The organism is Burkholderia sp. JPY481 (genome assembly GCF_038900515.1).
Classification (GTDB): Bacteria; Pseudomonadota; Gammaproteobacteria; order Burkholderiales; family Burkholderiaceae; genus Paraburkholderia; species Paraburkholderia youngii.
In genome coordinates this window covers 22,868-49,675 of record NZ_JAYMRT010000028.1, presented here as the reverse complement: position 1 = coordinate 49,675, position 26,808 = coordinate 22,868, and the positions used below count along the sequence as shown (strand labels likewise).

At 64.8% G+C, this 26,808-nt stretch carries 24 protein-coding genes and 1 pseudogene; 17 read left to right on the top strand and 8 right to left on the bottom strand.

Translation table 11 applies throughout. From position 1 onward, the window contains the following. Window positions 1–526 precede the first annotated feature (526 nt). Window positions 527–919, top strand: a complete 393-nt coding sequence (locus tag VSR82_RS35410) for a carboxymuconolactone decarboxylase family protein (RefSeq protein ID WP_368583527.1) — start codon at window positions 527–529, stop codon at window positions 917–919. Between the two features lie 95 nt (window positions 920–1,014). On the opposite strand, the gene VSR82_RS35405 is transcribed toward VSR82_RS35410, so the two are convergent. The 4 genes from VSR82_RS35405 to VSR82_RS35390 form a co-directional block, all read right to left on the bottom strand. Beyond that, entirely contained in the window at window positions 1,015–1,269 is a 255-nt protein-coding gene (locus VSR82_RS35405; protein WP_429455445.1) for a hypothetical protein, read from the bottom strand. 208 nt (window positions 1,270–1,477) lie between these two features. After that, complete coding sequence (locus VSR82_RS35400; protein WP_429455446.1) at window positions 1,478–2,164, bottom strand: HAD family hydrolase; 687 nt, start codon at window positions 2,162–2,164, stop codon at window positions 1,478–1,480. A gap of 93 nt (window positions 2,165–2,257) precedes the next feature. Then, a complete protein-coding gene (locus VSR82_RS35395; protein ID WP_429455447.1) occupies window positions 2,258–3,685 on the bottom strand; it encodes a cytochrome-c peroxidase in 1,428 nt (475 codons plus the stop codon). A 60-nt stretch (window positions 3,686–3,745) separates the two neighbouring features. Then, a complete protein-coding gene (locus tag VSR82_RS35390) occupies window positions 3,746–5,542 on the bottom strand; it encodes an alkaline phosphatase family protein (protein WP_429455448.1) in 1,797 nt (598 codons plus the stop codon). Between the two features lie 314 nt (window positions 5,543–5,856). Between VSR82_RS35390 and VSR82_RS35385 the strand changes: the two genes are divergently transcribed. From VSR82_RS35385 to VSR82_RS35360, 6 genes and pseudogenes are all read left to right on the top strand, one after another. Next, entirely contained in the window at window positions 5,857–6,174 is a 318-nt protein-coding gene (locus VSR82_RS35385) for a YXWGXW repeat-containing protein (RefSeq protein WP_498858516.1), read from the top strand. Window positions 6,175–6,413: 239 nt separating this feature from the next. Beyond that, a pseudogene (locus VSR82_RS35380) lies at window positions 6,414–7,010 on the top strand (RNA polymerase sigma factor); the annotation flags it as partial. Then, entirely contained in the window at window positions 7,007–7,423 is a 417-nt protein-coding gene (locus VSR82_RS35375) for a hypothetical protein (RefSeq protein WP_429455450.1), read from the top strand. The pseudogene VSR82_RS35380 and the gene VSR82_RS35375, both read left to right, overlap by 4 nt. Further along, on the top strand, window positions 7,420–7,929 hold the full coding sequence (locus tag VSR82_RS35370; protein WP_368583534.1) for a periplasmic heavy metal sensor: 510 nt from the start codon (window positions 7,420–7,422) through the stop codon (window positions 7,927–7,929). The genes VSR82_RS35375 and VSR82_RS35370 overlap by 4 nt, the downstream gene beginning before the upstream one ends. 83 nt (window positions 7,930–8,012) lie before the next feature. Further along, window positions 8,013–9,533: a DUF1800 domain-containing protein gene (locus VSR82_RS35365; RefSeq protein ID WP_368583535.1), complete on the top strand. Its 1,521-nt coding sequence runs from the start codon at window positions 8,013–8,015 to the stop codon at window positions 9,531–9,533. A gap of 5 nt (window positions 9,534–9,538) precedes the next feature. Further along, the gene (locus VSR82_RS35360; protein WP_429455451.1) at window positions 9,539–10,687 is read left to right on the top strand and encodes a DUF1501 domain-containing protein; all 1,149 of its coding nucleotides are present in this window, start codon (window positions 9,539–9,541) and stop codon (window positions 10,685–10,687) included. Window positions 10,688–10,804: 117 nt separating this feature from the next. Here VSR82_RS35360 and VSR82_RS35355 read toward each other — a convergent pair whose 3' ends face one another. The 3 genes from VSR82_RS35355 to VSR82_RS35345 form a co-directional block, all read right to left on the bottom strand. Next, window positions 10,805–10,945 (bottom strand): hypothetical protein, encoded by a 141-nt coding sequence (locus VSR82_RS35355; protein ID WP_410851111.1) that lies wholly within the window; start codon window positions 10,943–10,945, stop codon window positions 10,805–10,807. Between the two features lie 105 nt (window positions 10,946–11,050). After that, on the bottom strand, window positions 11,051–11,428 hold the full coding sequence (locus tag VSR82_RS35350; RefSeq protein WP_429455452.1) for a BON domain-containing protein: 378 nt from the start codon (window positions 11,426–11,428) through the stop codon (window positions 11,051–11,053). Window positions 11,429–12,043: 615 nt separating this feature from the next. Then, the gene (locus tag VSR82_RS35345; protein ID WP_429455453.1) at window positions 12,044–13,249 is read right to left on the bottom strand and encodes a DUF6402 family protein; all 1,206 of its coding nucleotides are present in this window, start codon (window positions 13,247–13,249) and stop codon (window positions 12,044–12,046) included. 483 nt (window positions 13,250–13,732) lie between these two features. Between VSR82_RS35345 and VSR82_RS35340 the strand changes: the two genes are divergently transcribed. The 5 genes from VSR82_RS35340 to VSR82_RS35320 all read left to right on the top strand — a co-directional run bounded on the left by VSR82_RS35340 (window position 13,733) and on the right by VSR82_RS35320 (window position 18,629). After that, window positions 13,733–14,044, top strand: a complete 312-nt coding sequence (locus tag VSR82_RS35340; RefSeq protein ID WP_026229180.1) for a hypothetical protein — start codon at window positions 13,733–13,735, stop codon at window positions 14,042–14,044. A 109-nt stretch (window positions 14,045–14,153) separates the two neighbouring features. Beyond that, complete coding sequence (locus tag VSR82_RS35335) at window positions 14,154–15,281, top strand: VIT1/CCC1 transporter family protein (RefSeq protein WP_410851108.1); 1,128 nt, start codon at window positions 14,154–14,156, stop codon at window positions 15,279–15,281. Between the two features lie 261 nt (window positions 15,282–15,542). Beyond that, window positions 15,543–16,718, top strand: coding sequence for a quaternary amine ABC transporter ATP-binding protein (locus tag VSR82_RS35330; protein WP_184128054.1), 1,176 nt, complete (start codon window positions 15,543–15,545; stop codon window positions 16,716–16,718). After that, entirely contained in the window at window positions 16,711–17,613 is a 903-nt protein-coding gene (gene choW / locus VSR82_RS35325) for a choline ABC transporter permease subunit (RefSeq protein ID WP_368583540.1), read from the top strand. Before VSR82_RS35330 ends, choW begins: the two co-directional genes overlap by 8 nt. Window positions 17,614–17,633: 20 nt before the next feature. Then, on the top strand, window positions 17,634–18,629 hold the full coding sequence (locus VSR82_RS35320) for a GlxA family transcriptional regulator (protein ID WP_368583541.1): 996 nt from the start codon (window positions 17,634–17,636) through the stop codon (window positions 18,627–18,629). A gap of 16 nt (window positions 18,630–18,645) precedes the next feature. On the opposite strand, the gene VSR82_RS35315 is transcribed toward VSR82_RS35320, so the two are convergent. Continuing rightward, window positions 18,646–19,728: a GlxA family transcriptional regulator gene (locus tag VSR82_RS35315; RefSeq protein WP_368583542.1), complete on the bottom strand. Its 1,083-nt coding sequence runs from the start codon at window positions 19,726–19,728 to the stop codon at window positions 18,646–18,648. 325 nt (window positions 19,729–20,053) lie between these two features. On the opposite strand from VSR82_RS35315, the gene VSR82_RS35310 reads away from it, so the two are divergent. Genes VSR82_RS35310 through VSR82_RS35290 form a run of 5 tightly spaced genes read left to right on the top strand, consistent with a single transcriptional unit; the run spans window position 20,054 to window position 26,742 of the window. Beyond that, complete coding sequence (locus VSR82_RS35310) at window positions 20,054–21,448, top strand: L-serine ammonia-lyase (RefSeq protein ID WP_429455454.1); 1,395 nt, start codon at window positions 20,054–20,056, stop codon at window positions 21,446–21,448. Window positions 21,449–21,493: 45 nt separating this feature from the next. Further along, the gene (locus VSR82_RS35305; RefSeq protein ID WP_013091654.1) at window positions 21,494–22,738 is read left to right on the top strand and encodes a sarcosine oxidase subunit beta family protein; all 1,245 of its coding nucleotides are present in this window, start codon (window positions 21,494–21,496) and stop codon (window positions 22,736–22,738) included. Between the two features lie 17 nt (window positions 22,739–22,755). Next, a complete protein-coding gene (locus VSR82_RS35300; protein ID WP_368583544.1) occupies window positions 22,756–23,097 on the top strand; it encodes a sarcosine oxidase subunit delta in 342 nt (113 codons plus the stop codon). Continuing rightward, window positions 23,094–26,096: a sarcosine oxidase subunit alpha family protein gene (locus VSR82_RS35295; RefSeq protein ID WP_498858515.1), complete on the top strand. Its 3,003-nt coding sequence runs from the start codon at window positions 23,094–23,096 to the stop codon at window positions 26,094–26,096. The genes VSR82_RS35300 and VSR82_RS35295 overlap by 4 nt, the downstream gene beginning before the upstream one ends. Next, a complete protein-coding gene (locus VSR82_RS35290) occupies window positions 26,086–26,742 on the top strand; it encodes a sarcosine oxidase subunit gamma (RefSeq protein WP_429455456.1) in 657 nt (218 codons plus the stop codon). Before VSR82_RS35295 ends, VSR82_RS35290 begins: the two co-directional genes overlap by 11 nt. Window positions 26,743–26,808 lie beyond the last annotated feature (66 nt).

Below are 26,808 nucleotides of genomic sequence, written 5' to 3'. Positions count from 1 at the left end.
CTTTAGCGTTAGCTTCGATAAAAAGCCCCGCAAGATTGCGATCTTGCGGGGCTTTTGCTTTGATGGCGGCATGACGAGAGAGAACCCAAAACCTTATGCGACAGACATATCAGACGAAGAATGGGGCTTCGTCTGTAACGTGACAATGTTATTGAGTGGACGATTGGTTTGTCCGATCAGCGAGAAAACGTAACGTTCCAATTCTTTGAGACGCTTGAGGTCGCGCAGCCTATCGATACAGTCGACTTGATTTTCAATCATGGTTTGCCGACGCGGTTTCGCGACACTCGCATGTGCGGTGAAATCGGCGATCTCGCTCCACTCAACGGGACAGGCTCCTGGTAACCGGCCTGAGCCGCAGACGGTTGCACCGGTATGCGTTTGTCTGGGTAGTATTGCAGTGATCGATTTTGCTCAGTGGCTTTCGATGCGCTGAAAAGGCCCGGTGTGTCGAGCTCGAGTTATCCCCGCAAGTGCACGATACCCCCGACACCCACCCGCAACCCCTCGAAACCAAGGACCCCCCATGCCCCACCTCAAACCCCTCGAATACGCCGACGCATCCCCCGAAGTCCGCGCCGTCTACGACGACATCAAAGCGACTCGCCAGGTCGACGACGTGAACAACTTCTGGAAGTACATCGCGCAGCATCCGCCGACCCTCGCGCGCACGTGGGACAGCCTGAAGGAAGTGATGGCGCCCGGCGCGCTCGATCCACTCGTCAAGGAACTGCTGTACGTCGCGGTCAGCGTGACGAACAACTGCGGCTATTGCGTCGCGAGCCACACGGCGGCCGCGCGGCGCGCCGGCATGACCGACGAGATGTTCGGCGAGTTGCAGGCGATCGTCGGAATGGCTAACGAGACGAACCGGCTCGCGGTCGGCTATCGCGTGCCGATCGATCCGGCCTTCGAATAAGAGCATGAAGCGCACGTTGCGGCCCGATCGTACCGACCCGGCCCGCAACGCATGCATGCTTGCGCCGTTGCGCGCAGCGGCGCGAGGCCTCGTGCTTACAGCGGCACGACCTTGATCGGCTCCGGATGGCAGACCGGGGTATAGACCGGCTCGCAGCCGTAGTGCACCGGATGGCAGGGATTGTAGGAGGGCGGGTTGTAGGAGGACGGCCCGCGAACCGGCGGTTTTTCGCCGTAACACGAAGGCGGGTATTCCGGCGAGTGGCACGAGTGGCCGCCGCGTACGGACTGTGCAGCTACGTGGTCGAGGTCGTCGCAGCGCGACAGGTCGGCAAGGGTCAAGTTGGACATGATGAATCTCCGGCAACGTTGGATGGGTAGCGAGCGCCCAAATGCTTTACGCTCGGGCGTTCCTGTTGCACGCACCATGCCATGCGGCGGGATTCAACGTCTGTACTGGCGCGAGCGCTGATCGACTGCCTCCGCGCAGTCGGTAACTGATCGTCGTTGGCCAACTTGCGGCAGGCCGGTGTCGTTCAGCCGCCAACACGTCGGCCGATCAGCGCTTGCTCCATCCGGCGAGCAACGCGGGTAGCTCGGCCATCTCCCTGAACACGTGCACCGCGCCCGCGCCATGCAGCGCGGTCGCGCTGCTGTGGCCGAGGTGCGTCGGGCAATAGCCGAATACCGTCGCACCGGCCGCGACGCCCGCGGTTGCGCCCGTCACCGTATCCTCGACTACCGCGCAGCGTGCCGGGTCGACGCCGAGTGCCGCGGCCGCGGCGAGATAGACGTCGGGAAACGGCTTGCTGCGCGGCATTTCGTGTCCGCTGAAGATGCGTCCTTCGAAGCAGTCGAGGAGGCCGGCCTTCACGAGCTGCAATTCGATCTTGATGCGATCCGCGCCCGACGCCACCGCAATGCGTCCGTTCAACGTTCGGTGCAGCGCGTGTACCGCGAAAGACGCGCCGTCGATCGCACGCAACTCCCTGTCGAGCGCCGCGTTGCGACGCGCGCGGAACTGCGCCAGCCACTCGGCCGTGATGGCAAAGCCGGTGTGCGCTTCGATCAGTTCGGCTTCGTCCTTGACCATCTTGCCGACGAAAATGCGCATCGTCTCTTCGACGCTCATATGCCAGCCGAGCTCGCCGAGCATTTCGGTGAGCACGCGATTCGTGATGGGTTCGGAATCGACGAGCACGCCGTCGCAGTCGAAGAGCACGGCGTCGAAAGGAAAATCGGCCATCGGGGAGGGTATGGATAGAGTTTGCTAAACCGGCAAGGATACCCCACCGGCTCGCGGGCCGCAGCGCGATGGCCGCCCGTCACGCGCGCGCAGTCATTCCCTGTACCCGTCGCTCAGCGTCTGCAGGAACGCGATGATGTCCCGAATGTCCTGGTCGTTCAGCGCGGGTTGATCGCCGAACTTGCGGTCGAACGGCGCGTCGGCGACATCGATGTTCGCGTGATACCGCGGCGGCAGATCGTCGTACTTGATCACCTTGCCCGACGCATCGCGTGGATAGATCTTGTCCGGCGCCGTGTCGCGCAGATTGTAGAAGTCCATCACGTGCTTCAGGTCGTGATACACGCCGTTGTGAAAGAACACCTTGCGTTCGGCGACGTTGCGCAGCGTCGGCGTGAGGAACATGCCACAGTACTGGGTCTGCTTCGCGAGGTCGTCGCGAAACGGTCCGCATATCCCCATGTCGAAGAACTTCGGGTCCTTGTTGATCGGAATCGCCGGATTGCGCGGCACACCCAATGCCTCGTATTGCGTATCGGTGAAGAGCGGCGGGAGGCCATCGCGGCTCGGCTGGCTCAGGTGGCAGCCCGCGCAATTCGCCTTGTTCTTATCGTTGAACAGTTGCAGACCGTGCAGTTCGGCATGCGTGAGCCGCGCCCTGCCTTCGAGCCAGTAGTCGTACTTGCTCGTGAACGCATGAAACGACGGATCTTCGATCTGATAGCGCCCCACCGCGAACATCGCTTCGGAAATCAGCAGGCTCGGGTTGTTCACGATGCCAGCTCCGAAGATCCGTTTGAACTGATCGAGGTAGCGCGTTTGCAGCAGCTTTCGCGCGACGTCGGCTTCGCTCGCGTTGGCCATCTCGACCGGATTCGTCAGCGGGCCGATTGCCTGGTTCTGCAACGTATCGGCGCGGCCGTCCCAGAACAGGCCGCCTTGCGGCACCATCGCCGGCGTCTTGGGCGCGGCGAGCGCGGTCTTCTGCGCGCGTTGCATGCCGGCGGCCTGCGAGGCGAGCTGCGTCATGTCGACGGGAACGTCGGTATCGCCCTGATCGGGGCCGATGCTGAACGGCGCCTGCCGGTACAGATATGCGAGCGATGGGGGTGGACGATAGCCGGCCTGGTCAAGATGCAAGCCGCCCCTCTGCACCGGCAACGCGTTATCCGGTCCATACGAATGCTGCGGCGAGTGACATGTCGCGCACGACTGCCGACCCGACGCGGACAGCGTCTTGTCGAAGAAGATCTGTTTGCCGAGCACCGCAACCGCACTGAGCGGCGCTTGCCGCGGACGCATCAGATGCACCGGATGCGGATTCGCACCGGTGATCTCCTCGACGATTTCGCCTACCGCCGGCGGCATCCACTCCGGATACACGAGTGCGTACGCGGAGAACGCGGCAAAGCCGAGCACGACAGTCGCTACGCTTCCCGCGAACAGCCGCAGCCACGCGCGGCGAGTGCTCGCGGAGTCCAGCAGCGGCGCTGGTGCAAATGCGTCTGACGGTCGGTTCATGACGTTGACGAATAGATCGAACGGATACTAAACAGCGACTTACACGTCAGCGGCACCCGCTCAAGTCGACGGCGGCGAAGACAGCTTCGTGCCGAGGTTTTCGTCGAGAAACAACGGCGCGGTGTTGCCCGTACCCGAGAAATTGAACATGTTCATGATGCTGCCGGCCGTCGCATCGAAAGAGCCGCCGCCGAGGCGCTGGCCGCCGAGCCAGTTGTCCTCGATGAAGCGCACCACCGACGCCTGCGTGATCGGCGTGTCGTCGACGAAGTTGACCTTCGCCCACGGCGACACGACGATGAATGGCGTGCGCGTCCCCGGCCCGCAGCGGCCGTTCACCACGTCGCCGTTGACGCCTTGCGGCTGTACCGCGCCCGCGGCCGTGCACTGGCCCGCCGCGCTGAGGTTGTCGCTGCCGGCCACCGTCGCGCCGCCCGCCGATTGCGGACTCGTCGAGTCGAACGACGCGCTCGTCGGCGCCTTGTAGCGGTGGTCGTACCAGCCGTCCGAATCGTCGTAGGCAATGATCACCGCGGTGTTCTTCCAGTCAGGCTGCTGTTCGAGGAAGTTGATCACCTTCGTGACGAACGCCTGCTCGTCGATCGGGTCGGAATTGCCCGGGTGGCCGTCGCCGATGGCCGGCGCCTTCAGGAAGTTGACCGACGGGTAGTTGCCGGCCTTCACCGCGGTGAAGAAATCGTCGGTGTCGTACTGGTGATGCACCGGGGTCGCGGAGTTATCGAGCGGATCGGTCGCACCGATCGCCGCCGTCGACGACGGCCGCGTATGCGCGAGGTTCGCCGTACTCGCGTAGTACTGGAACCACGCGTGGTGCTGCACGTAGTCGGCCTTGCTCGCGTTGAGCACCTGCGAGAACGTCGAACGCGCGCAGCCGGTCGTGCCGTTCGGGTTGACGGTCTGCAGATTGAAGCCGCCCATGAAGCCGCCCCACGTGATGTTCTTCGCGTTCAGCAGGTCGCCGATGTTCCTGTTCTTCGACGACATCGCGCCGGTCACCTTGCTGCCCGCCGCGATCGTGCAGGCGTCGCCGGTCGGGTCGAGATCGCCGATCATCGTGTTGCCGCCGGCCGAGTCGGGGATCGCGTTGGCCGACGTGCCGCCCGTCAGGATCACGCCGTTGTTCTGGCCGGACACGACTGCGAGTGCGCCGGGCGTCGACGGTCCGTAGGTATCCGTATACGCGTTCTGGTTCATCGCGAAGTTTTGCGCGTAGTTCCACATCGCGGTGACCGTGTTGCCGTCGAAGTAGCCGAGCACCTGGCCTTTCGTCGCGAACGCGCCGGTGCTGCCGGCGATCGTCGTGCCGGCCGCCGTGAACAGCGGGAACGAATCCATCGCGCCGTTGTTATACGCGAGCTGCTCGGCCGCGTACGCGTGATTCTGGCTCGACGTATTCGCCTGCGAGCGATCGAGGCGGAACGGCAGCAGGTCCGCGGCCGGCAGCCCGAGACCCGCGATCGCCACCGTGCCGACCGTGCGGCCCGCCGTGTTCGGCGAGCTCGCCAGCGCGTTCGGGTTCGATGTCAGCAGATTGTTGCTGCTGAGGTTGTTGACCGTCGGCGTGCCCGCGGCCGCGGTGAATTGCGGTTCGCCGACCGGGTTGGCCGCTTGCGGATAGGTGCCGAAGTAGTGATCGAACGACACGTTCTCGCCGAAAATCACGACGACATGCTTGATCGGCGTCGCGGTCGTCAGCGAGTCCTGCGCGGACACCGGGGCGGCCGGCGACGATGCGCCCGTGGTCGACGCCGCGGGCGTGCTGACGCTGTTGTTGCCGCAGCCGGCGAGCATCAGCATCGCAGCGAACGGAATGGGTAACAAAGCTCTACGGAACATGTGACTGACTCCAGATTCGACCTTCGCCGCGGAATATGGGTAGAAATGCCGTTGCTGTTACTGTTGTTGCCGCAATCAGGCTGCCGACGATTTCAGCAGTCCGCGATTAAAGATTCGAGTCGCGGACATTACGCCGGCTATCGGTTCCCATTCATCTCCCTGACTTCCGGTTCGCGCCGCGCTAATCGTGAAGCGCTTTCTTCCCGCCGCACTTTTTTGCACGCAGAGCGACGGATTTCCCCCAATTGACCCGTTGAAGCAGAAACGGGGCCACGCTGTCTCCGGCTCTTTTCGGTCCTATGGGAGAAAACGACATGATCTCTAACCGCATGAGTCGCCTGCTCGGTTCCACGCTGAGCGCCGCGCTGTGCTGTGCGGCCACGCTGACGGCCACACCCGCCTTCGCGCAAGTGGTGATCGCGCCAATGGCGCCGCCGCCGCCTCACGTCGAAGTCGTGCCCGCGCCGCGGGACGGCTACGTATGGGATCAGGGCCGCTGGCGCTGGCAGCATGGCCGCTATGTGTGGGCGCCGGGCCACTGGCAGCCGGTGCGCGTCGGCTATCGCTGGGTGCCCGGCCATTGGGCGCAACGTGGGCCGCACTGGCGCTGGATCGAAGGACATTGGGCTTGAGCGAGGCTTGCGATGAAAACACTCGTGATGATTCTGCTGGCGGCCTCGCTCGCCGGCTGTGTGGTCTATCCGGCACGTCCGGCCTATTACCGTCCGGCGGTCGTCGTATATTGACCGCGTACGTGATACCAGGCCGGATAGCGGCGTAGCGGCAGCAAAACCATAACAACACGACAGCTGAAGGAGCGGCGGCAAGTGAACGACGTTGATCCCGTGATGCGGCCCGCACGCGAACGCGCGCGCGTGACGTCGCGACGGAGCCGCACGCCTTGAGCGACGCGCCGCCCGATCCGGACGCCGAGCTGATCGCGCGGGTGGGCCGCGAGGAGCCGGGCGCGGTCCGCTCGCTGGTCGCGCGCAAGCTGCCGCGGCTGCTCGCGCTCGCCACGCGCATGCTCGGTGATCGCATGGAAGCGGAGGATGTCGCGCAGGAGGTCTTCGTGCGAATCTGGAAACAGGCGGCTCGCTGGCGCGAAGGCGAAGCGAAATTCGACACGTGGATGCATCGGGTCGCGCTCAATCTTTGCTACGACCGTTTGCGCGGCCAGCGCGAAGACCCGAGCGACGAACTGCCCGACACGGCCGATCCCGCCGCGCCACCCGACGCGCGGCTCGAAGCACGCGCCGACCACGCGCGCGTGCGCGCGGCGCTCGCCGCGCTGCCGGCGCGACAGCGCGAAGCGCTCGTGCTGAGCTATTACCAGGAAATGTCGAACGTCGACGCTGCCGCCTTGATGGGCGTCAGCGTCGATGCGCTGGAGAGTCTGCTGAGCCGCGCGCGCCGCGGTTTGCGCGCTCAACTGGCCGGCAGCGGCCTTAGCAAGGACAAGTCATGACGCCCGAAAGATTCCAACAGATCGTTGCAGCGTACGGCGCCGACGCGCGTCGCTGGCCGGAGCGCGAACGCGCGGCCGCGCTGCAGTGGGCGCGCGCGCATCGCGACGAAGCCGACGCGGCGTTGAGCGATGCGGCCGGCCTCGACGCATGGCTCGCCGCGGACTGGATCGAGCCGCCGAGCCTCGAACTGCAGCGTCGCATCATCGATGGCGCGCCAGCGCGACGCCCGGCCGCGCGCTGGCGTTTTTGGTGGTCGGGCGCGGCGGTGGCAGGCGTCGGGCTGCTAGGGGGCGTGGCTGGCGCGCTCGCGGTGTCGTTCTTCGTGCTGACCGAGAACGCGCCGGTCGTGCATGAATCCTCGTATCTGACTTCGAGCTTCGGCGGCAGCTCCGCCGATTGGAGCGGCGAATGAACGGGCGCTCGTGGAAATTTGCGCTGCTGGGCTCCGCGGTGCTCAACGTGTTCCTGCTCGGCGCGATCGCCGGCGGCGCGTATCAGTGGTTCGCCGCGCACGGTGCGAATCAGCCGGTGGCGCCGGACCAGCGCGCGTTGCGGTTCGCCGCCGAGCCGCTGTCGGCGCAGCAGCGGCAGGCGTTTATCGACGGCCTGAAGAACGCGCGGCGCGACGGTCGCCAGTATGCGCGTGACGCTCGCGAAGGGCGTCGCGAGGTATTGCGGTTGCTCGCCGCGCCGCAGTTCGATCGCGCCGCGCTCGATGCCGCGCTCGCGCGTACCCGCGCGGCCGACAGCAATCTGCGCGCGATGGTCGAAGCGAGCGTCGCCGATTTCGCGGCGACGCTGACGCCCGAGGAGCGCGTCAAATTCGCCGAGAGCTTGAAGCTGCGCGGGCAATGGCGCGAAGCGCAGCCCGCTCCGAACACGAAGAAGCCGGAGGCGAATGGCGCATCCGGCGAATAGAAAAATGCGTGCGGTGGCGACGGATTTTCGTGTGTCGGCCGTTTAACGGACATGCAGGCGTGTTACCTGCCGACGAGGATCGTATGGCCCACTCACCGAATCTGAATGCCGCGGCGATCGCACTGAACCGCTTCGGCCTCGGCGCGCGCGCCGACGATACGCCGCCAGCCGATCCGAAGGGATGGCTGCTCGCGCAGTTCGAGCAGTATCAGCCGCGGCCGGACGCGTGGGCGAACCAGCCCGATTCAATCGCGTTGTCGACGCAGCTCGTGCAGCAGCGCATGCAGATCGAGCAGCAGGCGAAACAGAAGGCGGGCGAAGAATCCAACTCGAACCAGAGTGCGAACAACCGCGCGACCAACATCGCCAGCAACGCGGCAGCAGCCAGCCAGACCGACGCGCAAGCTGCAAAGCAATCCGAGCGAAAGGCGTTTCGCGTCGAAATACTCGACATGTATCGCTCATCGGTGAATGCGCGAGTCGCCAGCGCGCTGAGCACTCAGACGCCATTTATCGAACGCCTCGTGCATTTCTGGGCGAACCACTTTGCGGTATCGGCGGAAAAGCCCGGCGTCGCGGCGCTCGCCGGGTCGTTCGAAGCGGAGGCGATTCGCCCTCACGTGCTGGGCCGTTTCGAGGACATGCTGGTCGCCGTCGAGCGTCATCCGGCCATGCAGCTGTTCCTCGATCAGACGCGCTCGGTTGGTCCCGACAGCATGGCCGCGCTGCGCGCCGCGCAACGCAATCCGGACAACAGACGCGGACTCAACGAGAACCTCGCGCGCGAGATCATGGAACTGCATACCCTCGGCGTGCGCAGCGGCTATAGCCAGGACGACGTGACCGAATTCGCGCGTGCGCTGACCGGCTGGAGTCTCGTCGGCAATCCGGGCAACGGCGGCGCCAATCCAAACCGGCGCACGCAGGAGCCAGGCGGCGAACCCGGCAGCTTCGTGTTTCGCCAGGCGCTGCACGAACCGGGCTCGCGCACGATCATGGGACGCCGCTACGACGAAGCCGGCGAACAGCAGGCGCTCGCGATCCTGCACGACCTCGCGCACGCGCCGGCCACCGCGCAGCATATCGGCACGAAGCTCGCGCGCCATTTCGTCGCCGATAATCCGCCGGCTGGCGTGAGCGCTCGTCTGGCCGATGCGTTCGCTCGCAGCGACGGCGATCTGCCGACCGTCTATCGCGCGTTGATCGATACACCGCAAGCGTGGTCGCCGGGCGCGGTGAAGTTCAAGACTCCGTGGGAGTGGACCATTTCGTCGATGCGCGGACTCGGCTGGCACGACCTCGGTAATCTGCAGAGCGCGCCGATCCTGACGCAGCTAGGCCAGCCGGTGTGGCGGCCGGGTTCGCCCGCCGGCTACGACGATATCGCCGCGAGCTGGGCCGCGCCCGATGCGCTCGTGCGCCGCGTCGAAGTCGCGCAACGTTTCGCTTCGCGCGTGGGTGACCGGCTCGATGCGCGCTCGCTCGGCCAGACCTTGCTGGCTGGCTCGCTCAGCGAGCCGACGGCCACGGCGGTATCGCGCGCGGAAAGCGCGTCGACGGCGATAGCGCTGCTGCTCGTATCGCCCGATTTTCAACGGAGGTGAACGCCATGCTGTCACGCCGCCAGTTTCTGAGCGTCGCCGCCGTCGGTGCCGGCGCACTGCTCGTGTCGCCGCGAATTGCGTTCGCGCATGTCGCGACCGACCGCCGCTTCGTGTTCGTGATCCAGCGTGGCGCGGCCGATGGCCTGAACATCGTCGTGCCTTACGCGGACCCCGCGTATGCGAGTTTGCGCGGACCGCTCGCAATCGATGCGTCGAACGCGCCGCATCTGGACGGCACGTTCGCGCTGCATCCGGCGCTCGCGCAAATGGCGAAGCTGTACGCGCAACGCGAGGCGCTGTTCGTGCACGCGGTCGCTTCGCCGTATCGCGACCGCTCGCATTTCGACGGACAGAATGTGCTGGAAACCGGCGGCACATCGCCGTATCAGACAAAGGATGGTTGGCTCAACCGGCTCGCCGCGCAATTGCCCGCGACCCGCGAGAACGCGATCGCGTTCGCGCTGACCGTGCCGATGGCGCTGCGCGGTCCCGCTTCGGTGACGTCGTATGCGCCGTCGGCGTTGCCGCAGGCGCCCGATGATCTGCTCGCGCGCGTGTCGCAGCTGTACGAGCAGGACGCGCAGTTGCGTCCGCTGTGGGAATCGGCGATGGCGGCGCGCGGCGTCGCGGGCGATGCCGGCGCACGTCAGGACCCGGCGAGCCTCGGCAAGCTCGCGGCGAGTTTTCTGGCGCGCGACGACGGTCCGCGTATCGCGATGATCGAGACCGGCGGGTGGGATACGCACAGCGCGCAGAATGCGCGGCTCGCGAATCAGCTGAAGGCGCTCGACACGATGCTCGCGGCGTTGCGCGACGGCATGGGACCATCGTGGAGCAAGACCACGGTGCTGGTCGCGACGGAGTTCGGCCGGACCGCGGCCGCGAACGGCACGGGCGGCACCGATCACGGCACCGGATCTGTCGCGATGGTGCTGGGCGGCTCGGTGCAGGGCGGTCGCGTGATAGCGGATTGGCCGGGGCTCGCGCCGCATCAGCTGTATCAGTCGCGTGACCTGAGGCCGACCACCTCGCTCGATGCGTTGATCGCTGGCGCCGCGAGTGAGAGCCTCGGGCTCGATCCGGAACGCACGGCAGCGGCGCTGTTTGGCCGGACGGTGGCGGGCAAACCGATGACGGGCGTCGTACGGGCGTGACGCGTGGATGGTCGGCGCGGCAAGCGAACTTATTGCGCTCAATCCGGAGCGCACCGCGGCCGCGCTATTCGGCCGGAGGATCGCGGCGCTCGGCCGACTCCAACGCGCAGTGAGACCTCAACGCGCGCAGACGGACGCTTCGCCTTGATTCGCCGCGACCTGATGCGTCGCCTGCACCGAGCGCTCGCCGACGCGATGATAGCGGCGGCCGTAGTAGATCAGCGCATCGCCCGCGTCCTGCGTTCGCGTGGCCTTCACCGCGCAGAAGAACACCGTGTGCGTGCCGACGACTGGGGATTAGCGGGAGACACCGCACGCGTCGCAGGTTCGCGGCGCTCCCGTTCGCGAGTCGGATGCCGACGCTCAGCTTCCACCACCTCCGCGGGACGGGAAATTCAGCGTGAGCTTATTGGTCACCGAGGTCACGCCTGGCACGCCTTTCGCCACGTCGGCAGCCTGCTGGATCATGCCGCTTTCAGGCACCGAGCCGGTCAGCGTCACCGCGCCGCCGCGCGCCCGCACGAACACGTTCGAGACGTTGAAGCCCTGCGCTCTCGCGAGCGCGCGCCGCACGTCGCGGCCGAGCTTGCGATCCGCCGCACGCGTCGATTGGGTGGTCGTGGCCGGCGCGGCTGCCGTGGCGGCAGGCGCCTGCGCGTCGCTTGCCTGCGCGTAGGCGCTGGATGCGGTTGCCACGCACAATGCAACTCCGAGCATCTTCAAAAGATTGACTGTTTTCACGGTTTCACCATCCTCGAAAAGTTGATGTCGCTTCCTTGCATGTTAGAAACGTCGCGCTTTTTGTCGAGCTGGTCCCGACTCTGGGAAGTGCCTGTCTTGTAGAGGAGTGGCGGTTTGGGCGCTTCCGGCGCGGTTAAACGATACTCCTGGCGGGGCTGGCATGCCAAAAAACCGTACCGCGGGGAGGTGCGACCAGCTATAAGCGCGGGCGGCTGGCGGCCAGTTTGTCCCAGAACGACGGGGGCAACGAAATCCTCGAGTCTCCTTTACCGGCATCTCCGCGGGAAAACTCGACGGACGGACCGAGATAGCGGGGCGGCGAATACGGATTCAGCGAGTATCGCAGGCCCGTTGACCAAAAAAGATCGGGGACAGGCGTGCTGAAAGTGCGCTGTGCAAGCAGCCTCCCGCTCTTTGCATCGAATAGTCGGCCGACATATTCAGGGCTCCCGCTGCGGCCCGGAGTCCATCGCAACAGGCAAAGCTCTGCTCTGTATATGCCGTCGACAGGTGCCGAATGACGACACTCGAGTCCATGCGGAGTATGGTCGAAGAGCCCAAAATAAAGCCCTGCGCTAAGACCAGCCAATAATGCAGCACGCTTAAGGATGCGCTTCATAGGTAGAGCACGATCGGCGGGAAAAGCGGAACGTAGCGACGGTCCGAGTAGATGATGAAATCGCCGCCACGCTGATGTCTGATTGCCCACTGCCGGAAGTCGCTGTTATGGATTGGGTAGTAAACCTGTCCTTTGATAACTGGATCGCCAAGCGTCACCGGCGACTCCACGTAGGGAATATAACGAGACGTGGCCGCCACGCCATCAAGTGGCATCACGATAACACCGTTGCTGCTCCAATGCCCCAGATATTGGGACCGCTCCCCGGGCTCATCGGTAAACGTGAAGTTGTCTTTTATGTACACCCATGCGCCAGTTACTTCGGCAGTCGTCCTTCGCGTGCCAAACGGCTCCCTTGACAGTCGAACATGACCTATAGCGGCATAGATTACGAACGATCCAAGCGCGGCGGTCAAATCGTCGGGGACACCTGATCGCGTAGTATCCGCCATTAGCTTCAGTTTGATTTTTTCCGCAAACGTACCGTCAACTTCGACGTGTTGAAATTGAAAAAACTGATGCAGATGCTGGGGATCATCCCGACAGATATGGTGCGTAGATAGCTCACTACTATGCCTGTAGAAACGGAGCTTCTTGTGAAGCACTTGAAGTGCCGCTGGTGAGCGTATTGCATCGTTGACCAGGAAGTCGTATTTCCGTTTGGCGCGAGCGAACTTCAGTACCCAGTCCATCTTTATCGTGGTTGTATCGTACATGTCAGGTGGGTATGGCTTGCCCTCCTGATTGATTTCTTTGAGCTCGTCGCTGGGTACTGCGGAGTAGTTCAATCGGCCGGCAAACCATCGTTCCATCAACTTCGCTCCGATAGGCATCATTTCTTTGCGCAGAGCGTTCGGAATCTCCTGGATATCGAATGGCGGTACCGTCTTTTTCGGGGCGACGATCTTCGTCGCTTCGGACGGTTTGGACGGCACAGGTGTGTTCAACCATGTTCTGAAACGGGAAACCGAATCGGCGACCTTGAGAAGATCGTTGATCATTTTTACGGTTGGATCAGGTTTGGGAGACTTGGCTGGGCGAGGCACGGCATTCGATTTCGCGACTGGCGAGGCCGGAAACGGCGGCGGTGCCTTGTCCGTCGAAAGCGAGACCTCATGCACGATCCGAGCCCCGTCTTGCTTCTTCCAACGCCAAAACAGCTTGTCGATCTTGTAGTAAGAGTATTTGTCGTCGTGGTTCATGGGTGCTTACGGCTCTTAAGCATAAGTGAATGGAACCGGATCGCCTCAAACGTTCGAATTCGACCATTGGGAATTGAGCATGGCCGTGACGTTTCCGGTCCGCGCCACTATTGTTCGCGAGTCAGTCCGCGGCAAAATGCGGAGAAATCTGAAAGTGAGGCCGCAAGGGCACGCCGCTGCCCCGATACCAGGGCCAGGTGGCCTGCTGAGCGGACTCTGGTGCGGCATCCCGGAACATCTCGACCACTCCCACGGCTCGCATCATCGGCACCAGGCGGCCGTTTCACGGCAAAGGAATTTCGCCCACGGATATCCGTCGACGAACCGACGAACGCACCCGACGACCGTTACAGCGCGCATCCCGCCATTTGCCTGTAAGCTTCCGTGACGGGTTCGCGCCAAGGCTGCGCGACCCGCTTTGGTGCTTCACGATTCGCAGACGGACTCGCACGTTATTGCCAATTTTTTTGGGAGATATCAGTTATGAAGAGCTTCGCCATTAAACGAATCATGCTTGGGGTTTCGGCTGTCGCACTGGTGGCCGGCACCATTCCGCTCGCGGTCGCACAGGGCTCGACGGATGCCGCGGCCCAGCAAGGCGCGACGACCACCACTCCCAAGCCAACGAAGGCCGAGCGCAAGGCAGAGCGCAAACAGGCTCGCGCGAAAAAGAACGCCGAACTGAAGAAACTCGAAGACGCGGGCTACCAGCCGGCGCAGAACGATCCGAACTATCCGGACAAGCTGCAGGCGGCGCAGAAGAAGGCCGGCGTCGGTGCGCCGGCAAGCCAGTAACGGACAAGCGGACAAGCCCACGCCCGGCGCGGTAATCAGCGCCGATGAGACGCCGGGCGGCTTCGGTCAGGCTTTGCCGTCAGCAACGCGATCCGCGGGGAACGTGATCATGGCAACGAAGCATGAAGTGAAACGCTACAAGGCGAATCTCGCCGACGAACTGCACAGCGCCGCCCTGTACGAGACGCTCGCGCGCGTCGAGAAAGACGAGACCCGCAAGCAGGTCTATCAGGATCTCGCGCAATCGGAACACAGTCACGCGCAAGTGTGGGCCGACAAGCTCCGAGCCAACGGCATCGAACCGAAAGGCCGCGGTCATGCGATCAAGACGCGTTTGATGAAGGGGCTCGTGCGCGTATGCGGCGCGGACTTCGTGCTGCCTACTCTGGCCGCCGCCGAATACGCGGACCGCAACAAATATCGAGGCCAACGCGACGCAGGCCACATGTCCGCCGACGAGCATCACCACGCGGCGGTCGTGCAGACGCTCGCGAGCACCAGCAATACCGACCTGTCGCCCGGCGCGCGCATCGCCGCGGCCGAGTCGTGGCACAAGGGCGCCGCATCGGGCAACGATCTGCGCGCGGCCGTCCTCGGCGCGAACGATGGCCTCGTGTCGAACTTCTGCCTGATCATGGGCGTCGCCGGCGCGGGCACCGGCAACAAGGCGATCCTGTTGACCGGCCTCGCCGGGCTGATCGCCGGTGCCTGTTCGATGGCGCTCGGCGAATGGCTGTCGGTCACCAATGCCCGCGAACTCGCGAGCACGCAGATCGCCAAGGAAGCCGAGGAGATCGAGGAACAGCCCGAAGCGGAGGAGCACGAGCTTGCGCTCATCTACCGCGCGAAAGGACTCGACGCGAACGAGGCGAAACGCGTCGCCGCGCAGATGATGCGCGACAAGGACAAGGCGCTCGACACCCTCACACGCGAGGAACTCGGTCTCGACCCGGCGGAACTGGGCGGCAATCCGTGGTCGGCGGCGGGCGTGTCGTTCTGTCTGTTCTCGCTGGGCGCGATTTTTCCGGTGATGCCTTTTCTGTGGTCGCACGGCGTCAGCGCGATCGTGCAGTGCGTCGTGCTGAGCATGCTGGCGCTGGCGTCGATCGGCGTGTTCACGTCGCTGTTCAACGGCCGCAGCGCGGGGTTTTCGGCGCTGCGCCAGATCATCATCGGGCTGATCGCGGCGGGATTTACGTTCGGCGTCGGACGTTTGCTGGGTGTGTCGATTTCCTGAGCGGTTCAGCTCCCACGCACCGTCTCGCCCCTGCCGCCGTCCGGGAGCAGCTTTTGCTCTGTCGCGACATCCTCCGCGCGCGGGCCAACCCGCGCCAATCCCTTCTCCCACAAGGCTTTCGCCGCCGAGTCGAGCGCTCACGGCGCGGCCGGGTGTCGCATTTCCTCATGTGCTTGTCGGAATTAGTCGGCTAACCGCACTTTTTTCTGGCAACTATGTAGGCACAGCGCGGGCGACGTCCGCAAGCGAGGAGAGCATTCGATGAATTCCCCCAAGGTCGTGGTCGAAGGGCTGTGCAAGGTGTTCGGCACCAACCCTAAACAGGCGCTCGCAATGCTGGCCAGCGGCGCCACCAAAGAGGAGGTGTTTGCCCGCACCGGTCAGATCGTCGGCGTGCACAACGCGTCGTTCGAGGTTCGCGAGGGCGAGATCTTCGTGCTGATGGGACTGTCCGGCTCCGGCAAGTCGACGCTGATTCGCCTGATCAATCGGCTCGTCGAGCCCAGCGCCGGCAAGGTGCTGATCGACGGCCGCGATGTCGCGAGCGTGCCGCGCGCGGAGCTGACGGCGCTACGCCGCAAGGACATGAGCATGGTGTTCCAGTCCTTCGCGCTGATGCCGCAGCGCACCGTGCTGTCCAACGCGGCGTTCGGCCTCGAGGTCGCGGGCGTCGGCCGCAAGGAGCGGGAGGCGCGGGCGCTGACGGTGCTCGAACAGGTCGGCCTCGCGCCGTTCGCGCAGAAGCTGCCCGCCGAGCTGTCGGGCGGCATGCAGCAGCGCGTCGGGCTCGCGCGCGCGCTCACGGTCAACCCGTCGCTGATGATCATGGACGAGGCGTTCTCCGCGCTCGATCCGCTCAAGCGCAAGGAAATGCAGAACGTGCTGCTCGATCTGCAGCGCGAGCAGCAGCGCACGATCCTGTTCGTATCGCACGATCTGGAGGAGGCAATGCGCATCGGCACGCGCATCGCGATCATGGAAGGCGGCCGCGTCGTGCAGATCGGCACGCCGCAGGAAATCATCAAGAATCCGGCCGACGACTACGTGCGCGCGTTCTTCGAAGGCATCGACACGAGCCGCTATCTGACGGCCGGCGATCTGATGCAGACCGACGACGTGCCGCTGATGCACGCGCCGCAGATCGACGCGTCGAGCGTCGCCGCGACGCTGAACGGCAGCGCCGACTACGCGTTCGTGCTCGACAGCGAGCGCAGGATACGCGGCTTCGTGTGCCGCGACGCGACGGGCAGCGTGTCGCCGCAGCTCAACCAGATCGAATGCATCCATCGCAGCACGCCGCTCAACGACGTGGTCGAGCGCGTGGTGGCGAGCCGCGCGCCGCTGCCGGTCGTCGAAGCGGACGGTTCCTACTGCGGCTCGGTCAACAAGACGAACGTGCTGAGCGTTCTCACGCATCATCGAGGTTCCCATGTCTGAAATCATTCCGCTTGGCGCCTGGGTCGATCACGGCGTTCACTACCTGCTCGATCATGATGCGAAGACCTTCGACACGATTGGCAAGGTCATCGAGAGCTTCGCCGCGGCGGTCGAGCACAGCTTGCAGGCCGTGCCGATGTGGGCGCTGATGGCGTTCTTCGTCGGCATCGGCTTGTGGCGCGTCGGCTGGCGCTTCGCGGTGTTCACGCTGGCCGCGCTGCTGTTGATCTACGGCACCGGCTTCTGGGACCAGATGGTGATCACGCTCGGCCTCACGCTGTCGTCGACGGTGATCAGTCTCGTGCTCGGCGTGCCGCTCGGTATCTGGATGGCGAAGAGCCGCACCGTCGAAATGATCGTGCGCCCGGTGCTCGATCTGATGCAGACGATGCCCGCGTTCGTCTACCTGATTCCGGCCGCGATGCTGTTCGGCCTCGGCCGCGTGCCCGGCATCCTGTCGACGGTGATCTTCGCGATGCCGCCCGCGGTGCGTCTGACCGCGCTCGGCATCAAGCACGTGAATCACGAGATCGTCGAAGCGGGGCAGGCGTTCGGCTGCACGCCGTGGCAACTGCTCTACAAGGTGCAGTTTCCGAACGCGCTGCCGTCGATCATGACGGGTGTGAACCAGACCATCATGATGGCGCTGTCGATGGTGATCATCGCGTCGATGGTCGGCGCGGGCGGCCTCGGCAACGACGTACTCGCGAGCATCCAGCGGCTCGATATCGGGCTCGGCTTCGAAAGCGGCATGTCGGTCGTGATGCTGGCGATCATTCTGGACCGCATCACCGAGAGCTTCGGCCGGGCGCCGGGCAAGGCACGCGCACCGTTGTTCGCCGGGCTGCGCCAGGCGATGAAAGTGCGCCGGGAACCGGCGGCGCAACACGGCTGATGGTCTGATCCGATACGTCCATGAAGCGCGACGCAATCGCCACCACCGAAGAAGCCGATGCGCGGCTGTCCGCCGTCGCGCACGTCGGCTTCCTGACGCTGCCGAACTTCTCGATGATCGCGTTCACCAGTGCGGTCGAGGTGCTGCGCATGGCGAACTACGTGGGCCGCGCACAGCACTACCGGTGGTCGGTAGTCACACCGGATGGCGAGCCGGCGCGCGCGAGCAACGGCATCACGGTGAAGCCGACCACCACGCTCGCCGAGTCCGGCATGCCGGACCTGCTGTTCGTGTGCGCCGGCTGGCACGTGCGCGAGTATGTGAACGACGAGGTGATCGCGCTGCTGCGCGACGCGGGCGCGCGCGGCGTGCCGCTCGGCGGCATCTGCACGGGCCCGTATGCGCTGCTCGCGGCCGGGCTGCTCGACGGCTATCGGGCGACCGTGCATTGGGAGGACATGTCGCCGTTGCACCAGCGCTATCCGCACGTGCATTTCGACGACGAGCTGTTCGTGATCGACCGCGATCGGCTCACCTGCACCGGCGGCACCGCGCCGCTCGATCTGATGCTGCATCTGGTGGGCATGCGGCTCGGGCCCGCGGTGGCCGCGCAGGTGTCCGAGCAGTTCATCGTCGAGCGGATTCGCGGTTCGACCGATTGCCAGCATATTCCGGTCGATGCGCGGGTCGGCCTGTCGCGCGCCGAACTGATCGAAGTGGTGCGGCTGATGGAAGCGAACATCGAGGAGCCGCTATCGCTCGATGAACTCGCGCGGCTCGTGAACCTGTCGCAGCGTCATTTGCAGAGGATGTTCAAGCTGTTCCTGAACGTGTCGCCGACGCATTACTACCTGAGCCTGCGGCTGCGCCGCGCGCGCGATCTGCTGCGCAATACCGATGCATCCATCGCACGTGTGACCACGGTGTGCGGTTTTCATTCGCCGTGTCATTTCAGCAAGGCGTATCGCGCGCAGTTCGGGCATGCGCCGAGCGTCGAGCGGCGCATGCCGGAGTAGCGCAGGCCGCGTCAATTCAGATCGCCTGCGCGCGCCCAGGAAACGTTTCGTCGTAGCACGAGCCGTCGTCGACTTGTTGCGCCGTGCCGCGCTGCTCGCGATACATCATCGGCGGCACGCCGAACTGTTTGCGAAATTCCCGCCCCAGGTGCGACGCGTCCGAAAAGCCGCAGCTCGACGCGATATCGGCGACGGTCTTGTCCGAACTCGTCAGCAGCCACGCGGCGGTGCGCAGCCGCACCTGCTTCGCGTAGGCCTGCGGCGCCTTGCCGGTCTGCGCCTTGAACAGCCGTTCCAATTGACGCGGCGACAGATCGAGCTTGCCCGCCAGTTCGTCGAGCGACAGCGCGCGGCCCACGTGCTGCTCCATCAGCAGGATCGCGCGCTTGACCTTCGGATGCGAGGCCGGCGCAAGACCGGGCGGATGCGGCTGCGGCGCGTTGCCTTTCTGCAGATCGTCGACGAGCAGGATGCGCAGCGCCTTCTGCACCGTCGCCGTTTCGAAGTGGCGCAGCAGGATCGCGGCGGCGACGTCGATCGACGCGCGCCCGCCCGAACACGTGATGCGCCGCCGGTCGATCACGAAGAGGCGGTCGGCGACCAGCATCTGTTCGTCGACCGACGGAAAGCGCTCGATGAAATCCCAGTAGTGAAACCAGCTCACGCAGATCCGATGGCCGTCGAGCACGCCCGCGCGCATCAGCGAGAACACGCCGGTGCACATGCCGACCAGCGTCGCGTCGCGCGCGGCGGCGCGGCGGATGAACGCGAGCGTCGCCTCGCTGGCGGCCGGCCCCGAGTGCAGCAGTCCGCCGACCACCACCACGTAATCGAACTTTTCCGCGGTCTCGAAGGTTTCCCACGGCGTGATCTGGATGCCACAACTCGCGCGCACCGGAGCAAGGGTTTCCCCGATCACGCTCCACGAACAGCGCACCGGCTTGCTGAAGTCGCCTTCGTCGGCGGACAGGCGCAGCAGATCGACGAAACCCGAGAACGCGGTCAGCGTGAAGTTGGGCAGCAGGATGATGCCGAAGCGGATGCGCTGCTTCGTGGCTGTGTCGAGTGAGGAAGGGGCAAGCGTTTCAGCGGAATTCATGCGCGCGGCGGTCGGTGAAATGAACTGTGAAAGAGGGACGAACGTTGACCGAAAAGGGTATAGGCAAGCATAGCACCACGGACCTTCAGCATTGCCTGCCGCCATCGGGCCGCCTTTCGCTAATGCGTCGCAAGTCATCGCAAATCCGCCGGAAGGCCCGCCTGACGGGTCGTTTGACGACGCCATCCCATTGCGATGCCGTTTTTATTCTATCGATCGGGCCTGCCGTGCGGTGCAATAGACGCACTTTCCATCCGGGCGCATCAGTCGAGTCACAGCGCTTCCGGCGATCGCAACTCGCAGGACACAACGCACAAGGCAAGCCATGAACGTCAGCGTCTTCGATCTGTTCAAGATCGGCATCGGTCCATCGAGCTCACACACGGTCGGGCCGATGATCGCCGCATGCCGCTTCGCATCGCATGTCGAGGACGCGAATCTGCTCGGCTTCGTGCGGCGCGTCAGAGCCGAGCTGTTCGGCTCGCTCGGCGCGACCGGCAAGGGCCACGGCACCGATAAGGCGGTGCTGCTCGGCCTCGAAGGCAATCTGCCCGACCAGATCGATCCCGACCTGATCGAGCCGAGGCTGCGGGCGATCCGCGAAACCAAGCAGCTCGTGCTGCTCGGCAAGCATCCGGTCGCGTTCGACGAGCGCGAGCATGTCGGCTTCTACCGCAAGCTGATGCCGGGCGCACCGGGCTCGGGCGTCGTGCATCCGAACGGCATGCGTTTCCAGGCCTTCGACGAGAACGGCCAGTTGCTGGTCGAGAAAGAGTATTTCTCGATCGGCGGCGGCTTCGTCGTCAATCGCGACGGCGATCGCGTGAACGGACGTCGCGCGACTGCGGAGGTGCTGTATCCGTTTCGCACCGGCGACGATCTGATGCGCGTGTGCCGCGAAAGCGGCCTGTCGATCGCCGAAGTAACGTTGCGCAACGAATGCGCGACCCGGCCCGAACAGGAAGTGCGCGAAGGCCTGCTGGCGATCTGGCGAACGATGGCCGCGTGTGTCGAACGCGGCTGCAAGGTGCGCGGCGAACTGCCCGGCCCGATGCACGTGAAGCGTCGCGCGGCCGAACTGTGCGAGCGCTTGCGCGCACGCTCGGAGGAATCGCTGCGCGACCCGCTGTCGATGCTCGATTGGGTCAACCTGTACGCGATGGCCGTCAACGAGGAAAACGCCGCGGGCGGCCGGGTCGTCACGGCGCCGACCAATGGCGCGGCCGGCGTGATCCCGGCGGTGCTGCACTACTACGTGAAGTTCATGCATGCGGCGAACGACGCCGGCATCGTCGAGTTCCTGCTGACCGCCGCGGCGATCGGCATCATCTACAAGGAAACCGCGTCGATCTCCGGCGCCGAAGTGGGCTGCCAGGGCGAAGTGGGCGTGGCCTGCTCGATGGCCGCCGCGGCCCTCGCGGCCGTGATGGGCGGCACGCCCGCACAGGTCGAGAACGCCGCCGAAATCGGCATGGAACACAACCTCGGCATGACGTGCGACCCGGTCGGCGGGCTCGTGCAGATTCCGTGCATCGAGCGCAACGCGATGGGCGCGATCAAGGCGATCAACGCGGCGCGCATCGCGATGAAGGGCGACGGCAAGCACGTGGTGTCGCTCGACAGCGTGATCCGCACGATGCGCGAAACCGGCGCCGACATGAAGACGAAATACAAGGAGACGTCGCGCGGCGGGCTGGCCGTGAACGTCATCGAGTGTTGAACCGCTACCGCTACACCGTATCTGCAAAACCGCAAAGGACCCACGATGAGCCGCTATTCGATATTCAGCCTGCTGCGCAACGGGATGTCGTATCACGAAAACTGGGAGCGGCAATGGCGCAGCCCCGAGCCTAAACGTGAGTACGACGTCGTGATCGTCGGCGGTGGCGGGCATGGTCTCGCGACCGCGTACTACCTCGCGAAGGAACACGGCGTGCGCAACGTCGCGGTGCTCGAGAAGGGCTGGATCGGCGGCGGCAATACCGCGCGCAATACGACGATCGTCCGCTCGAACTACCTGTGGGACGAATCCGCCGGGCTCTACGAGAAGGCGATGAAGCTGTGGGAAGGGCTCTCGCAGGATCTGAACTACAACGTGATGTTCAGCCAGCGCGGCGTGATGAATCTCGCGCATACGCTGCAGGACGTGCGCGACACCGAACGCCGCGTCAACGCGAACCGGTTGAACGGCGTCGACGCCGAATTTCTCACGCCCGCGCAGATCAAGGAACTCGAGCCGACCATCAATCTGAACAGCCGCTACCCGGTGCTCGGCGCCTCGATCCAGCGGCGCGGCGGCGTGGCCCGGCACGATGCGGTGGCCTGGGGCTTCGCGCGCGGCGCGGATCAGGCCGGCGTCGATATCGTGCAGAACTGCCAGGTGGTCGGCATTCGCCGCAACGGCAGCCAGGTGACGGGCGTCGATACGACCAAGGGCTTCATCAAGGCGAAGAAGGTCGCGGTGGTCACGGCCGGCAACACTTCGACGCTCGCCGATATGGCCGGCGTGCGCCTGCCGCTCGAAAGCCATCCGTTGCAGGCGCTGGTGTCGGAGCCGATCAAGCCGGTGGTCAACACGGTCGTGATGTCGAACGCGGTGCATGCGTACATCAGCCAGTCCGACAAGGGCGATCTCGTGATCGGCGCGGGCGTCGATCAGTACACCGGGTTTGGGCAGCGCGGCAGCTTCCACATCATCGAGGGCACGCTCGAGGCGATCGTCGAAATGTTCCCGGTGTTTTCTCGCGTGCGGATGAACCGGCAGTGGGGCGGCATCGTCGATGTGTCGCCGGACGCGTGCCCAATCATCAGCAAGACCGATGTGAAGGGGCTGTATTTCAACTGCGGCTGGGGGACGGGCGGCTTCAAGGCGACGCCCGGTTCGGGATGGGTCTTTGCGCACACGATCGCGAAGGACGAACCGCATCCGTTGAACGCGCCGTTTTCGCTGGACCGGTTCTATACCGGTCATCTGATCGATGAGCACGGCGCTGCTGCCGTAGCCCACTAGTCGACGAGGAGACACAGATGTTGCTGATCGAATGCCCGTGGTGCGGTCCCCGCGCCGAAACCGAATTCTCCTGCGGCGGCGAGGCGGACATCGCCCGCCCGCTCGACACCGAATCGCTGACCGACAAGGAATGGGGCGACTACCTGTTCATGCGCAAGAACCCGCGCGGCGTGCATCGCGAGCAATGGTTCCATACGCAGGGTTGCCGCCGCTGGTTCAAGGCGCAGCGCGACACCGTCAGTTATGCGTTCCAGGGCTATCAGACGTTCGAGCGTCCGTTGCTGGCGCTGGACGCTAGCGATCCACAGGCAGCCAACGCACAGGTAAAGGCGAAGGCACAAGAGGGCAAAGCATCATGAGCCAGAAAGACCGACTCCCAACCGGCGGCCGCATCAACCGCGCGATCGCGCTCAGCTTCACGTTCAACGGCGTCGAATACCAGGGCTATCAGGGCGATACGCTCGCGTCCGCATTGCTCGCCAACGGCATGCACTTCGTCGCGCGCAGCTGGAAATATCATCGGCCGCGCGGCATCGTGACCGCGGGCGTCGAGGAGCCGAACGCGGTCGTGCAACTGGAGACCGGCGCCTACACGGTGCCGAACGCGCGCGCCACCGAGGTCGAGTTGTACCAGGGCCTCGTCGCGAGCAGCGTGAACGCGAAGCCGAGCATCGAGAAGGACCGCATGGCGATCAACCAGAAGATCGCGCGCTTCATTCCGGCGGGCTTCTACTACAAGACCTTCATGTGGCCGCGCAAACTCTGGCCGAAGTACGAGGAAGCGATCCGCGACGCGGCCGGCCTCGGCACCGCGCCGAAACAGCGCGACGCGGACCGCTACGACAAGTGCTTCGCGCATTGCGACGTGCTGGTGGTCGGCGGCGGCCCGACCGGGCTCGCGGCCGCGCACGCGGCGGCGTTGTCCGGCGCGCGGGTGACGCTCGTCGACGATCAGCCCGAACTCGGCGGCTCGCTGCTGTCGTGTGGCGCGGAGATCGACGGCAAGCCCGCGCTGCAGTGGGTGCAGAAGATCGAAGACGAATTGCGGCAATTGCCCGACGTGAAGATCCTGAGCCGCAGCACCGCGTTCGGCTATCAGGACCACAATCTCGTTACGGTCACGCAGCGACTGACCGATCATCTGCCCGTGTCGCAACGCAAGGGCACGCGCGAACTGCTGTGGAAGATCCGCGCGAAACGCGTGATTCTGGCGACCGGCGCGCATGAACGGCCGATCGTGTTCGGCAACAACGATCTGCCTGGCGTGATGCTCGCGTCGGCGGTGTCGACCTATCTGCATCGCTATGCGGTGCTGCCGGGTCGCAACGCGGTCGTGTTCACCAACAACGACGACGGCTATCAATGCGCGCTCGATCTGAAAGCGGCCGGCGCGCAGGTGAGCGTCATCGATCCGCGCGCCGGTGAATCGAAGGGCACGCTGCCCGCGCTCGCGCGCCGCCACGGCATCAAGGTGCTGAACGGCACGGTCGTCACGGCGGCGCACGGCAAGCTGCGCGTCGCGTCGGTGTCGATCGCGTCGTATGCGAAAGGTCAGATCACCGCTCAACAGGGCCAACTGCCATGCGATCTGCTCGCGACGTCGGGCGGCTGGAGCCCGGTGCTGCATCTGTTCGCGCAGTCGGGCGGCAAGGCCCACTGGCATGACGACAAGGCCTGCTTCGTGCCGGGCAAGGCGGTCCAGCCGGAGACCAGCGTCGGCGCCTGCGCGGGCGACTTCACGCTCGGCCAGGGCATCCGTTTCGCGGTCGATGCCGGCGTCGAAGCGGCGCGCGCGGCCGGGCACATCGTCGCGCGGCCCAAGCCGGTGCAGGTCGCCGAGCTGAGCGAAACGAAGCTGGAGCCGCTGTGGCTCGTCGGCGGACGCGAACTGGCCACGCGCGGACCCAAGCAGTTCGTCGATTTCCAGAACGACGTCTCGGCCGCCGATATCTTCCTCGCCGCGCGTGAAGGCTTCGAATCGGTCGAACACGTGAAGCGCTACACCGCGATGGGCTTCGGCACCGACCAGGGCAAGCTCGGCAACATCAACGGCATGGCGATTCTCGCGCAGGCGCTCGGCAAGACCATTCCCGAGACCGGCACCACGACATTCCGGCCGAACTACACGCCAGTCACGTTCGGCACGTTTGCCGGCCGCGAACTGGGCGAATTGCTCGATCCGGTGCGCAAGACCGCGATCCATGAATGGCACGTCGAACATGGCGCGGCGTTCGAGGACGTCGGCAACTGGAAGCGGCCGTGGTTCTACCCGAAGAAAGGCGAGGACCTGCACGCGGCGGTTGCGCGCGAGTCGCTCGCGGTGCGCACGAGCGTCGGCATTCTCGATGCGTCGACGCTCGGCAAGATCGACATTCAGGGCCCGGACTCCGCAAAGCTGCTGAACTGGGTGTACACGAACCCGTGGACCAAACTCGAAGTCGGCAAGTGCCGCTACGGCCTGATGCTCGACGAAAACGGCATGATCTTCGACGACGGCGTGACCGTGCGTCTCGCCGATCAGCACTACATGATGACGACCACCACCGGCGGCGCGGCGCGTGTACTCACGTGGCTCGAACGCTGGCTGCAAACCGAATGGCCCGACCTGCGTGTGCGGCTCGCATCGGTCACCGATCACTGGGCGACGTTCGCGGTGGTCGGACCGCAGAGCCGCAAGGTGCTGCAAAAGGTTTGCGAGGACATCGACTTCGCGAATGCGGCGTTCCCGTTCATGACGTATCGCGAAGGCACGGTCGCGGGTGCGGCGGCGCGTGTGATGCGCATCAGCTTCTCCGGCGAACTCGCTTATGAAGTCAACGTGCCGGCCAACGTCGGACGCGCGGTGTGGGAAGCGTTGATGGCCGCGGGCGAGGAGTTCAATATCACGCCGTACGGCACCGAGACGATGCACGTGCTGCGCGCGGAGAAGGGCTACATCATCGTCGGCCAGGATACCGACGGTTCGATGACGCCGCACGACCTCGGCATGGGCGGGCTCGTCGCGAAGTCGAAAGACTTTCTCGGCAAGCGCTCGCTCTCCCGCTCGGACACCGCGAAGGCGGGCCGCAAGCAACTGGTCGGGCTGCTATCGGAGGATGCGTCGTTCGTGATCCCCGAGGGCTCGCAGATCGTCGCCGGTCCTTTCCAGGGCGAGACCGCGCCGATGCTCGGGCATGTCACGTCGAGCTATTACAGCCCGATTTTGCGGCGCTCGATCGCGATGGCGGTCGTCAAGGGCGGTCTCGACAAGATCGGCACGACCGTCACCATTCCGCTCGCGAGCGGCAAACAGATCGCGGCGAAAATCGCGAGTCCGGTGTTCTACGACAGCGAAGGAGCACGTCAACATGTGGAATGAAACAGGCGGAACGGTATCGGTCGTGGACCGTACGATCGGGCGGCAGAACGGCGCGTGGCAGGAGTCGCCGCTCGTCGGTGTGGATGGCCTGCTGAAACAGCATCAGGCCAGCGCGACTGCCGCGTTCCGGCTCGGCGAGCGGCCGTTTCTCGAACTCGTGAACGTGCGCGGCGATACGCGCGACGCGGCGTTCATCCGTGCGGTGGAACAGGTGATCGGCTGCAAGCCGCCGGAGAAGGCGAACACCGTCGCGCGCGGCAACGGCTACGACATGGTGTGGCTCGGCCCGGACGAATGGCTCGTGCGTTCGGAGACCGCGCATGATGCGACCCGCACGGCGCCGTTGCTGGCGTTGCTCGGCGCGGCGTTCGCGGGCGTGTTCGCCTCGGCGGTCGACGTCGGCAGCGGCTATACCGTGCTCGAAATCAAGGGCACCCGGACGCGCGACGTGCTCGCGCGCGGCTGTCCGCTCGATCTGCATCCGAAACTATTCGGCGTGGGGCAGTGCGCGCAGAGCCATTATTTCAAGGCGTCGATCACGTTGCTGCCCACCGGCGCCGACAGTTTCGACATCGTCGTGCGCCGCAGCTTCGCCGATTACTTCGTCAGGATCATGCTCGACGCCGCCGAGCCGTTGATGTCCTGAGTGGTTGATACACGGCGGGCGGTGTGTGTTCAGGCACCGTCCGCCGCTTTCTTCGCTTCTTCCTCA

Coding starts and splice junctions, on each gene's coding strand:
- VSR82_RS35410 (WP_368583527.1), top strand. CDS start 527: ATGCCCCACCTCAAACCCCTCGAATACGCCGACGCATCCCCCGAAGTC.
- VSR82_RS35405 (WP_429455445.1), bottom strand. CDS start 1,269: ATGTCCAACTTGACCCTTGCCGACCTGTCGCGCTGCGACGACCTCGAC.
- VSR82_RS35400 (WP_429455446.1), bottom strand. CDS start 2,164: ATGGCCGATTTTCCTTTCGACGCCGTGCTCTTCGACTGCGACGGCGTG.
- VSR82_RS35395 (WP_429455447.1), bottom strand. CDS start 3,685: ATGAACCGACCGTCAGACGCATTTGCACCAGCGCCGCTGCTGGACTCC.
- VSR82_RS35390 (WP_429455448.1), bottom strand. CDS start 5,542: ATGTTCCGTAGAGCTTTGTTACCCATTCCGTTCGCTGCGATGCTGATG.
- VSR82_RS35385 (WP_498858516.1), top strand. CDS start 5,857: ATGATCTCTAACCGCATGAGTCGCCTGCTCGGTTCCACGCTGAGCGCC.
- VSR82_RS35375 (WP_429455450.1), top strand. CDS start 7,007: ATGACGCCCGAAAGATTCCAACAGATCGTTGCAGCGTACGGCGCCGAC.
- VSR82_RS35370 (WP_368583534.1), top strand. CDS start 7,420: ATGAACGGGCGCTCGTGGAAATTTGCGCTGCTGGGCTCCGCGGTGCTC.
- VSR82_RS35365 (WP_368583535.1), top strand. CDS start 8,013: ATGGCCCACTCACCGAATCTGAATGCCGCGGCGATCGCACTGAACCGC.
- VSR82_RS35360 (WP_429455451.1), top strand. CDS start 9,539: ATGCTGTCACGCCGCCAGTTTCTGAGCGTCGCCGCCGTCGGTGCCGGC.
- VSR82_RS35345 (WP_429455453.1), bottom strand. CDS start 13,249: ATGAACCACGACGACAAATACTCTTACTACAAGATCGACAAGCTGTTT.
- VSR82_RS35340 (WP_026229180.1), top strand. CDS start 13,733: ATGAAGAGCTTCGCCATTAAACGAATCATGCTTGGGGTTTCGGCTGTC.
- VSR82_RS35335 (WP_410851108.1), top strand. CDS start 14,154: ATGGCAACGAAGCATGAAGTGAAACGCTACAAGGCGAATCTCGCCGAC.
- VSR82_RS35330 (WP_184128054.1), top strand. CDS start 15,543: ATGAATTCCCCCAAGGTCGTGGTCGAAGGGCTGTGCAAGGTGTTCGGC.
- choW (WP_368583540.1), top strand. CDS start 16,711: ATGTCTGAAATCATTCCGCTTGGCGCCTGGGTCGATCACGGCGTTCAC.
- VSR82_RS35320 (WP_368583541.1), top strand. CDS start 17,634: ATGAAGCGCGACGCAATCGCCACCACCGAAGAAGCCGATGCGCGGCTG.
- VSR82_RS35315 (WP_368583542.1), bottom strand. CDS start 19,728: ATGAATTCCGCTGAAACGCTTGCCCCTTCCTCACTCGACACAGCCACG.
- VSR82_RS35310 (WP_429455454.1), top strand. CDS start 20,054: ATGAACGTCAGCGTCTTCGATCTGTTCAAGATCGGCATCGGTCCATCG.
- VSR82_RS35305 (WP_013091654.1), top strand. CDS start 21,494: ATGAGCCGCTATTCGATATTCAGCCTGCTGCGCAACGGGATGTCGTAT.
- VSR82_RS35300 (WP_368583544.1), top strand. CDS start 22,756: ATGTTGCTGATCGAATGCCCGTGGTGCGGTCCCCGCGCCGAAACCGAA.
- VSR82_RS35295 (WP_498858515.1), top strand. CDS start 23,094: ATGAGCCAGAAAGACCGACTCCCAACCGGCGGCCGCATCAACCGCGCG.
- VSR82_RS35290 (WP_429455456.1), top strand. CDS start 26,086: ATGTGGAATGAAACAGGCGGAACGGTATCGGTCGTGGACCGTACGATC.